Source organism: Leclercia barmai (assembly GCF_049312895.1).
Taxonomy (GTDB): Bacteria; Pseudomonadota; Gammaproteobacteria; order Enterobacterales; family Enterobacteriaceae; genus Enterobacter; species Enterobacter barmai.
Map to the genome: position 1 here is coordinate 94,782 of NZ_JBMNWZ010000009.1, position 8,699 is coordinate 103,480.

Genomic DNA, 8,699 nt, shown 5'->3' on the forward strand with positions numbered 1-8,699 from the left:
ATAACCCATTACGGGTCTGACAATCCCTGTTTGCTTACAACTCACCCTGTTTGTCCGTTAGCAGGTACCGTCCGTGATATGTTCCGTTTCCCTTTAAAACGCCTCCAGGCGTACGTCTTCCTGACTGTCCTGTGTCTTCGCCTCCTGGCGCTCCTGACCCTCATCCTTGAGTCCGGTTCCTGTCGGCATCCTCGCCGTTGAGCGCTACTTTACCGTTTCCAGCTGTACGTACAAGCCACAAACGCCGTTTATCCGCGACTTTCAGACTAAGACTAAACGTTAATGGATTGATTTTAATAGTTTTGCCTTTTTAACGCTCTGCGATTTTTCTTAAATCTCCCATAGTTCAAATGGCAGATCTCTCACAAAGCCAGGGGTTTTTACTTACAGCCGTATTGCCGATGGGAAAAGCCTTTTCTCTCTGTTCAGGTATAATCCCCCCAACGTTACGAATTTCTGGAGACAACCACGTGACCAACCTGAATTATCACCAGACGCATTTTGTTCTTAGTGCGCCTGATATTCGCCATTTACCCGCCGATACGGGTCTCGAAGTGGCATTTGCTGGCCGGTCTAACGCGGGGAAATCCAGCGCTCTGAATACCCTGACCAATCAGAAAAGCCTGGCCCGTATCTCTAAAACGCCTGGCCGTACCCAGCTAATCAACCTGTTCGAAGTCGCGCCGGGCAAGCGCCTGGTGGACCTGCCAGGTTACGGCTATGCAGAAGTTCCGGAAGAGATGAAGCTCAAGTGGCAGCGCGCCCTGGGTGAATATCTGGAAAAACGCCTGTGCCTGAAGGGCCTGGTTGTCCTGATGGATATTCGTCATCCGCTTAAAGATCTCGATCAGCAGATGATCTACTGGGCCGTCGAAAGCGGGATCCAGGTGCTGGTGTTGCTCACCAAAGCTGACAAGCTGGCCAGCGGCGCGCGTAAAGCGCAGGTAAACATGGTGCGCGAAGCGGTTCTGGCGTTTAACGGTGACATCCAGGTCGAAGCGTTTTCTTCGCTGAAGAAGCAGGGCGTGGATAAACTGCGTGAGAAACTGGATACGTGGTATAGCGAACTGGAACCCGCTACAGAAGGGGATCAGTAAAGATGAGCGCGGCGATGTCCGCGCTTTTTTTTGCGCTGTTATTTTCTTTGCCGCAATAAAAAACGCCCCAGTCATTACTGACTGGGGCGGCTAAAATATTCAGCCAAATCCGATTACGTGAAGTAAAAGGTCTGAAAGATAGAACATCTTACCTCTGTACCCTACGTGAATAACTCTACCCTTTTTTAGACTACAGACAAAGCACTTTTTGTAGTTTTTTTTCATTCTTTACATAGGGAATTCTAATGATCATCACAAAACGTTCATGGATATGTTGCTTACTTACAGAAACAGTTGATATGCCATAAACACTTAGTGAGCTTGATCCCAGTTTTCTCCGTGACCCACTTCCACCAGCAACGGCACATCCAGCTTCACGCTGTTTTCCATTAATTCGTGGATCTTTTTCGACACGGATTCAAGATCGTCTTTATGCACTTCGAACACCAGTTCATCGTGAACCTGCATGATCATCCGCACCCGCGGCTGCTCTTTCTCCAGCCAGGCGTCAACAGCAATCATTGCACGTTTAATAATGTCCGCAGCCGTTCCCTGCATTGGGGCGTTGATTGCAGCACGCTCAGCGCCGGCACGTCGGGCAGCATTGCTGGATTTGATGTCCGGCAGATAGAGGCGACGCCCTTCCAGGGTCTCGACATAGCCTTTTTCTTTCGCCTGAGCACGCGTATTTTCCATATATTGCAGAACGCCCGGATATCGCTCGAAATAGAGATCCATATACTTCTGCGACTCTTTACGCGGAATGTTGAGCTGGCGGGAGAGACCAAAGGCGCTCATGCCGTAGATCAGACCAAAGTTGATCGCTTTAGCACTGCGACGCTGTTCGCCGGTAACGCTCTCCAGCGACATACCAAATACTTCCGCCGCCGTTGCCCGGTGAATGTCCTGCCCTTCAGCAAAGGCGGTCAACAGGCCTTTATCCCGGGAGAGGTGCGCCATGATGCGCAGCTCAATCTGTGAATAGTCAGCAGAGACAATGATGTAATCCTCTGGCGCAATAAACGCCTGACGAATACGACGCCCTTCTTCATTACGCACCGGAATGTTTTGCAGGTTAGGATCGGTTGAGGACAGGCGCCCGGTGGCCGCCACGGCCTGATGATAAGAAGTATGCACGCGGCCCGTCTTCGGGTTGATCATCAGCGGCAGCTTATCGGTGTAGGTCGATTTCAGCTTTGCCAGGCCACGGTACTGAAGGATCACTTTTGGCAGCGGATAGTCCAGCGCCAGCTCCTCAAGCACCTCTTCTGAGGTGGACGGCGCGCCGCCAGGGGTTTTCTTCAGCGGCTTGATACCCTGCTTTTCAAACAGGATGGTCTGCAGTTGTTTGGTGGACGAGAGGTTGAACGGCTCGCCGGCAATCTCATGCGCTTTTTGCTCCAGCTCGTTCAGGCGCAGGGCGATCTCCTCCGAGTGCTTATGCAATACAGCCGGATCGATCTTAACGCCGTTGCGCTCGATGCGGGACAGCACCGGCACCAGCGGCATCTCGATATTCTGGAACACGTTCAGCGGCCCGGCGTCTTTTTCGAGCTTAGGCCACATCTTCAAATGCAGTTGCAGGGTGACATCGGCATCTTCCGCAGCATAGTGTCCGGCCTCTTCCAGCGCGATCTGGTTAAAGGTCAGCTGATTCTTGCCCTTACCCGCGATCTGTTCAAAGGTAACGGTTTTATGCTTTAGCCAGCGGTCAGAGAGGGAATCCATATCGTGACGACCGGCTACGCTGTCGAGGATATAAGACTCCAGCATGGTATCGAACGCAATACCGCGCAGCTCGATGCCGTAGTTTTGCAGGATACCGCGATCGAACTTCAGGTTTTGCCCAACCTTCAGTGCTTTTTCATCTTCAAGGAGCGGCTTGAGGAGTTCGAGCACGCGTTCACGTGTGAGCTGCACAGGTGCGTCGAGATAGTCGTGAGCCACCGGCACATAGGCGGCGACGCCAGGTTCTGTTGCAAATGAGAGGCCCACCATATTGGCGGAGACGTTATCGAGGCTGTCGGTTTCGGTATCAAAGGCAAATACCGGCGCCTGCTTCAGTCTTTCAATCCAGCCCTGTAGCTGTGCTTCATCAAGGACGGTTTCGTAATGCTCGGAAGAGAGAATGCTGGCGGCTTCTTCTACCGCATCTTCTGCATCAATCACCAGGGTCTCTTTTGGCTTCGCCGCTGGTTTAGCCCCTTTTGCCTGCAGCCATTTCCCCGCTTCAACGTCGGTGATCCAGCGTTTGAACTCATATTGCTTAAACAAGCCCAGCAGCTCTTCAGCAGCAGGTTGCTGCACTTCAAGCTGATCGCAGGTCAATTCCAGTTCGACGTCCGTTTTGATGGTTGCCAGCTGATAGGAGAGGTATGCCACCTCTTTGTTCTGCTCAAGCTTCGCGGCCATGGTTTTTGCACCGCGGAAGGTCAACCCGGCAATTTTATCCTGCTCGCTGTAAAGCGTATCCAGCCCGCCCAGCCCCTGTAGCAGCGCCTGAGCCGTCTTCTCACCCACGCCCGGCACGCCAGGAATGTTATCGGAGGAGTCGCCCATCAATGCGAGGAAATCGATGATCAGTTCTGGCGGCACGCCATACTTCGCCACCACCTCTTCAGGTCCAAGAATGGTGTTGGTCATGGTGTTAATCAGGGTGATCCCCGGCGTGACCAGCTGCGCCATATCTTTATCGCCAGTACTGATCAGTACCGGACGGCCCATCTTCTCGGCTTCTCGCGCCAGCGTACCGATAACGTCGTCAGCCTCTACGCCCGAGACGGCCATTAAAGGCAGCCCCATCGCTTTTACCATCTTATGCAGGGGTTCAATCTGCGCGCGCAGATCGTCCGGCATGGGCGGACGATGGGATTTGTAATGCTCGAACAGCTCATCCCGGAAAGTTTTGCCTTTCGCATCGAAGACTACGGCAGCATGGCTCGGCTGATACTGCATGATCAGACTACGCAGCATATTCAGCACGCCATACATTGCGCCCGTAGGCTCTCCTGCGCTGTTAGTCAGCGGAGGAAACGCATGATACGCCCGGTAGAGGTAAGACGAACCGTCGACGAGAATAAGCGGATTTTCGGGGATCTGAACCATAATGTCCGTGCCTTTAAGGAATTTATGGATAAAGGATGCCACAGAAGGATGAAAACATCAGTTTTTCACGGTCAATACAGCCAAAGATTTTGTGATCCTCAGGATCGCTCGCAAATCAAATCTGTGGATAAGTTTGTGAATACTTTCTAACACCTGGATTAATTGTGCTGAAAGTGGATCGTTTATCTAAATATTATTATTAATAATCAGATAATTATCATTCGATCGCGATCTCATATTTTCGGTTGATGACAATTTACTCCATGTGGATATAAGCCACGCCATTTTGGCGACACAGGATTTTTCTCCACAACGCGTGCAAATCATTCGTCCCGCCAAGTTAAAGCGCCATCATTTGGCAGTTTTCTGGTAAAATCAGCGCCCGGTGTCTGTTTATCAGGCGCTTACCATAGCTAACTACCTGAAAACATTCATCATGCCTAGACTGCTGGCTGCGATCATACTCCTGTTAAGCATCGCATTAACTATTCTGGTCACCATTGCCTGTTCTGTGCCGATCATCATCGCCGGAATAATTAAACTGCTTTTACCCATTCCCGTCGTCTGGCGTGCTGTATCTGCATTCTGCAACTTTATGATGTACTGCTGGTGTGAAGGCCTGGCGGTACTGCTCCGCCTTAACCCGCATCTGAAATGGGACGTTCAGGGTCTGGATGGTCTCAACAAGAAAAACTGGTATTTGCTCATCTGCAACCACCACAGCTGGGCCGATATCGTGGTGTTATGCGTGCTGTTCCGCAAACATATTCCGATGAACAAGTATTTCCTCAAGCAGCAGCTTGCCTGGGTACCCTTTATTGGCCTGGCCTGTTGGGCGCTGGATATGCCTTTCATGAAGCGCTACTCCCGCAGCTATCTGATTCGCCATCCTGAACGCCGCGGCAAAGATGTTGAAACAACCCGTCGCTCTTGCGAGAAGTTTCGCGCGCACCCCACCACCATCGTCAATTTTGTTGAAGGCTCTCGCTTTACCGAAGAGAAAAAGCAGCAGACCCGCTCATCCTATAGCAACCTCCTGCCACCAAAAGCGGCCGGCATCGCCATGGCGCTGAACGTACTGGGTCAACAGTTCGATAAATTACTGGACGTGACGCTGTGTTATCCGGAAAACGATAAGACCCCGTTTTACGATATGCTCAGCGGTAAGTTAACGCGGATCGTGGTGCGTATTAATCTGGTGCCAGTGGCGGAAGAGTTACATGGGGATTATGTTAACGATAAGAACTTTAAGCGACGTTTCCAGCTCTGGCTGAATACGCTATGGACGGAAAAAGACGCGCTAATCACCAGGATTAAAGCCCAATACAACAACGCCGGTCATTGACCGGCGTTTTCTTTATTACTTCTTCTCAACCAGATATTTCACGGTGTCAGCATACTGCTGCACGAAGATGTCCATGCTGCTGGTATCCATACCCTGCATATTCAGCTGGTATTTACCGTTAACGTACATGGCCGGAACACCACGCAGTTGCAGATCGGCCGCCGCTTTTTCCTGCTGCGCGACCAGGGATTTCACCACAAAGCTATTCCAGGCTGCATCGTATTCTTCACCCTTCACACCCGCATCGACAAATACTTTACGGATATCGGCAGTGGTTTGTACGGCCTGAGTTTTCTGCACGGCTTCAAACATTGGTGCAGTAATTTTGTCTTCCACACCCAGGGCCATCGCTACCGCCCACGCCTGCGTTAAGTCTTTACCCAGCGGGCCAAGGAACTCAACGTGATACTTGGTCATTTTGGTGCCTTCTGGCAGCTTTTTCTTCACGTTATCGGAAACATGAAGAACCTGCTCGAACTCATAGCAGTGCGGGCAATAGAATGAGAAGAACTCGAGAACCTGAGGTTCTCCGGCAACAGGTTTGTCGAGGGTAATGTACTGCTTACCATCGGTGAACTGTGCAGCCGAAGCGCTAAATGCCAGAATCATACCTGCCAGCGCCAGCCATATTTTTTTCATGATCAACTCTCTCCTGGATGTGTTCGATTAATACATTGGCGTTAATTGCAAAGGGGGTTCCTGCAGAACCTTTACCTGTTCAATAAATGTGGATATCTGGTTACGCCAGTAATCTTCCCCGGTTAGCCACGGGAAGTTTCTGGGGAAAGCGGGGTCGTCCCAACGCCTGATTAACCATGCAAGATAATAAACAAAACGCATGGCGCGTAAAGGTTCGATTAATGCAATTTCGTCTGAATTAAAGGGACTGAACTCTTCATAGGCTTCGATAATCGTCTCAAGCTGCATCCGCTGCTCGGCTTTATCGCCATTCAGCAGCATCCAGAGATCCTGAATAGCAGGTCCCATTCTCGCATCATCGAGATCGACAAATAATGGCCCGTCACGCCAGAGGATATTTCCGGCGTGGCAATCGCCGTGCAGGCGCAGCGTTTTGACGTTGTTATCCCAGCGCGCGATAACGGCATTAATTAAGCCATCCGTCGCGGCAAGAAAATCAGCTTTCAGACCTGAAGGGATAAGCGCGGATGTTTCAAATACCTGGCGCGGTTCGAGAAGATATTCCTGAATACCGATGACAGGACGCGAGGTAAAAGCACTCTTCCTTCCCGTCTGGTGAATGCGCCCCAAATAACGGGCAACCCATTCCATCTGATCGATATTATCGGCTTCAAATTGCCGACCACCGAGACTGGGAAAGACAGCAAAATAAAATCCCTGGTGCGACAGCAGCGTCTGACCATTGAATTTAAGAGGTGCAGCAACGGGAACGTCATCGGCGACCAGGTCGAGCGCGAACTGATGCTCTTCCTGAATCTGATCGGCTGACCAACGCTGCGGGCGATAAAATTTCACGACGAAGCGCTGACGATCCTCATCCTGAAACTGGTAGACGCGGTTTTCATAGCTGTTTAATGGGGTCAGACCTGAGTCCACCCGGATGCCCTGCTCAAACAGAGCATCCATAATGGTATCCGGGTGTAAGGTCTGGAAAGTAAAGGCCTGGTCGTTCATCCGATCATCCGGAAATTATACGAATGATTCAGGATATCATTTAACGGCGATTACGGTGGCGCCTCTTACAAGCTTTTACTCTTTAATTACGCCACGCGCGCGCAGCAGGGCCGTTTTGAAATCCTCTTCATAATCTTTCTGAATACCGGGGATCACGGCATCTTTGCCGGAATCGCGCATTTTCAGGTGATAGATCAGGATGTCATCAGAAAGGTCGGCTAGTTCACCCTCGTAGCCTGACTCCTGCGCCAGTTTCTGTAAGAATTGCACCAGGTTAAGTTCTGGCTCTTTTTGCCAGGCTGGCTGGAGAAGTTCGATAACTTCATTCAGACGTTTACATTTCATGGTAATACTCCTTTCATTTAGAGTGACACGTTATCAGGGTCAATCCCACAAGAAAAGAGGCGATATTCGTGAGCCAGATAAGCACGATCACCGGTGTAGTTTTAGCCGGCGGCAAGGCGTCCCGTATGGGCGGAGTTGATAAAGGTCTGCAGGAGCTGAACGGCATACCGTTATGGCAGCATGTTGCACAGAGGCTAAGTAAACAAGTGAGCTCACTCGCTATTAGTGCCAACAAAAATCTCGCCGTTTATCAGGCAAGTGGATATCCCGTCTATCCCGATTTGCTGGCAGATTTCCCCGGGCCGCTGGCTGGCATGCTTTCCGTTATGCAGCAGTGTGACGCGGAGTGGTTTCTGTTTTGCCCCTGCGATACGCCATTCATTCCTGATTATCTGGCTGAACGCTTTGTTCAACAGAGGGAAGCGGCAGCCGTTGTCTGGGCGCATGACGGCGAGCGCGATCATCCAACCATCGCGCTAATGCACCGTAGGCTGATGCCAGAATTACAGAACTACCTGGCTGCGGGAGAGCGTCGGGTGATGGTCTTCATGCGGCAGGCTGGCGGACATCCTGTCGATTTTAGCGAAATGAAACAGGCATTTATTAATATAAATACCCTCGAACAGATAGACACTATGCAGAGGCACCAATGATACCTGTTTTAGCGATCGCCGCCTGGAGCGGTACGGGTAAAACCACCCTGCTAAAAGCCATTATCCCGGCACTTTGTGTCAGGAGCGTGCGTCCAGGGCTTATCAAACATACCCACCACAATATGGATGTCGATATTCCCGGTAAAGACAGTTATGAACTACGCAAAGCTGGCGCGGCACAAACTATTGTCGCCAGCAGTCAGCGTTGGGCATTAATGACCGAGACGCCGGATGAAAGGGACGTTGATCTTCCTTATCTCATTAGCCGGATGGATCATTCGACGCTGGATCTGGTTCTGGTTGAAGGTTTTAAGCATGAGCCCGTGGCAAAGATCCTGCTGTTCCGCAGCGATACAGGGCATGACATTAATGAATTAACGCTTGATGAACATGTTATCGCGGTAGCCAGCGACATTTCACTGTCGCTTCAGGTACCGGTATTAGATATCAATGATGTGGAGGGCGTTGTCGATTTCATTCAACAATGGATGAGGTCTTTCC

General features: G+C 50.9%; 9 protein-coding genes. 4 read left to right on the top strand and 5 right to left on the bottom strand.

Annotation, left to right across the window (positions count from 1 at the left end):
• Positions 1-470 precede the first annotated feature (470 nt).
• Positions 471-1,097, top strand: a complete 627-nt coding sequence (gene yihA / locus ACOYA6_RS22115; protein WP_039032188.1) for a ribosome biogenesis GTP-binding protein YihA/YsxC — start codon at positions 471-473, stop codon at positions 1,095-1,097.
• Positions 1,098-1,196: 99 nt separating this feature from the next.
• Here the strand turns inward: yihA and spfP are convergent, their stop codons facing one another.
• Together spfP and polA are read right to left on the bottom strand one after the other, a co-directional pair.
• Positions 1,197-1,244 carry a small protein SpfP gene (gene spfP / locus ACOYA6_RS23105; protein WP_071892919.1) on the bottom strand — a complete coding sequence of 16 codons (48 nt, stop codon included), beginning with the start codon at positions 1,242-1,244 and terminating at the stop codon, positions 1,197-1,199.
• A 165-nt stretch (positions 1,245-1,409) separates the two neighbouring features.
• Entirely contained in the window at positions 1,410-4,202 is a 2,793-nt protein-coding gene (polA, locus tag ACOYA6_RS22120) for a DNA polymerase I (protein ID WP_422655427.1), read from the bottom strand.
• A 436-nt stretch (positions 4,203-4,638) separates the two neighbouring features.
• Between polA and ACOYA6_RS22125 the strand changes: the two genes are divergently transcribed.
• On the top strand, positions 4,639-5,547 hold the full coding sequence (locus tag ACOYA6_RS22125) for an acyltransferase (RefSeq protein ID WP_039032190.1): 909 nt from the start codon (positions 4,639-4,641) through the stop codon (positions 5,545-5,547).
• Positions 5,548-5,562: 15 nt separating this feature from the next.
• Here ACOYA6_RS22125 and dsbA read toward each other — a convergent pair whose 3' ends face one another.
• The 3 genes from dsbA to ACOYA6_RS22140 form a co-directional block, all read right to left on the bottom strand.
• The gene (gene dsbA, locus ACOYA6_RS22130; RefSeq protein ID WP_039032191.1) at positions 5,563-6,186 is read right to left on the bottom strand and encodes a thiol:disulfide interchange protein DsbA; all 624 of its coding nucleotides are present in this window, start codon (positions 6,184-6,186) and stop codon (positions 5,563-5,565) included.
• Between the two features lie 27 nt (positions 6,187-6,213).
• Positions 6,214-7,200 carry a serine/threonine protein kinase gene (locus tag ACOYA6_RS22135; RefSeq protein ID WP_422655428.1) on the bottom strand — a complete coding sequence of 329 codons (987 nt, stop codon included), beginning with the start codon at positions 7,198-7,200 and terminating at the stop codon, positions 6,214-6,216.
• Between the two features lie 75 nt (positions 7,201-7,275).
• Positions 7,276-7,545, bottom strand: a complete 270-nt coding sequence (locus tag ACOYA6_RS22140) for a YihD family protein (RefSeq protein ID WP_039032193.1) — start codon at positions 7,543-7,545, stop codon at positions 7,276-7,278.
• 68 nt (positions 7,546-7,613) lie between these two features.
• On the opposite strand from ACOYA6_RS22140, the gene mobA reads away from it, so the two are divergent.
• Positions 7,614-8,198, top strand: a complete 585-nt coding sequence (gene mobA / locus ACOYA6_RS22145) for a molybdenum cofactor guanylyltransferase MobA (RefSeq protein WP_422655429.1) — start codon at positions 7,614-7,616, stop codon at positions 8,196-8,198.
• A partial coding sequence (mobB, locus tag ACOYA6_RS22150; RefSeq protein ID WP_422655430.1) for a molybdopterin-guanine dinucleotide biosynthesis protein MobB occupies positions 8,195-8,699 on the top strand: 505 nt, incomplete at its 3' end. The genes mobA and mobB, both read left to right, overlap by 4 nt.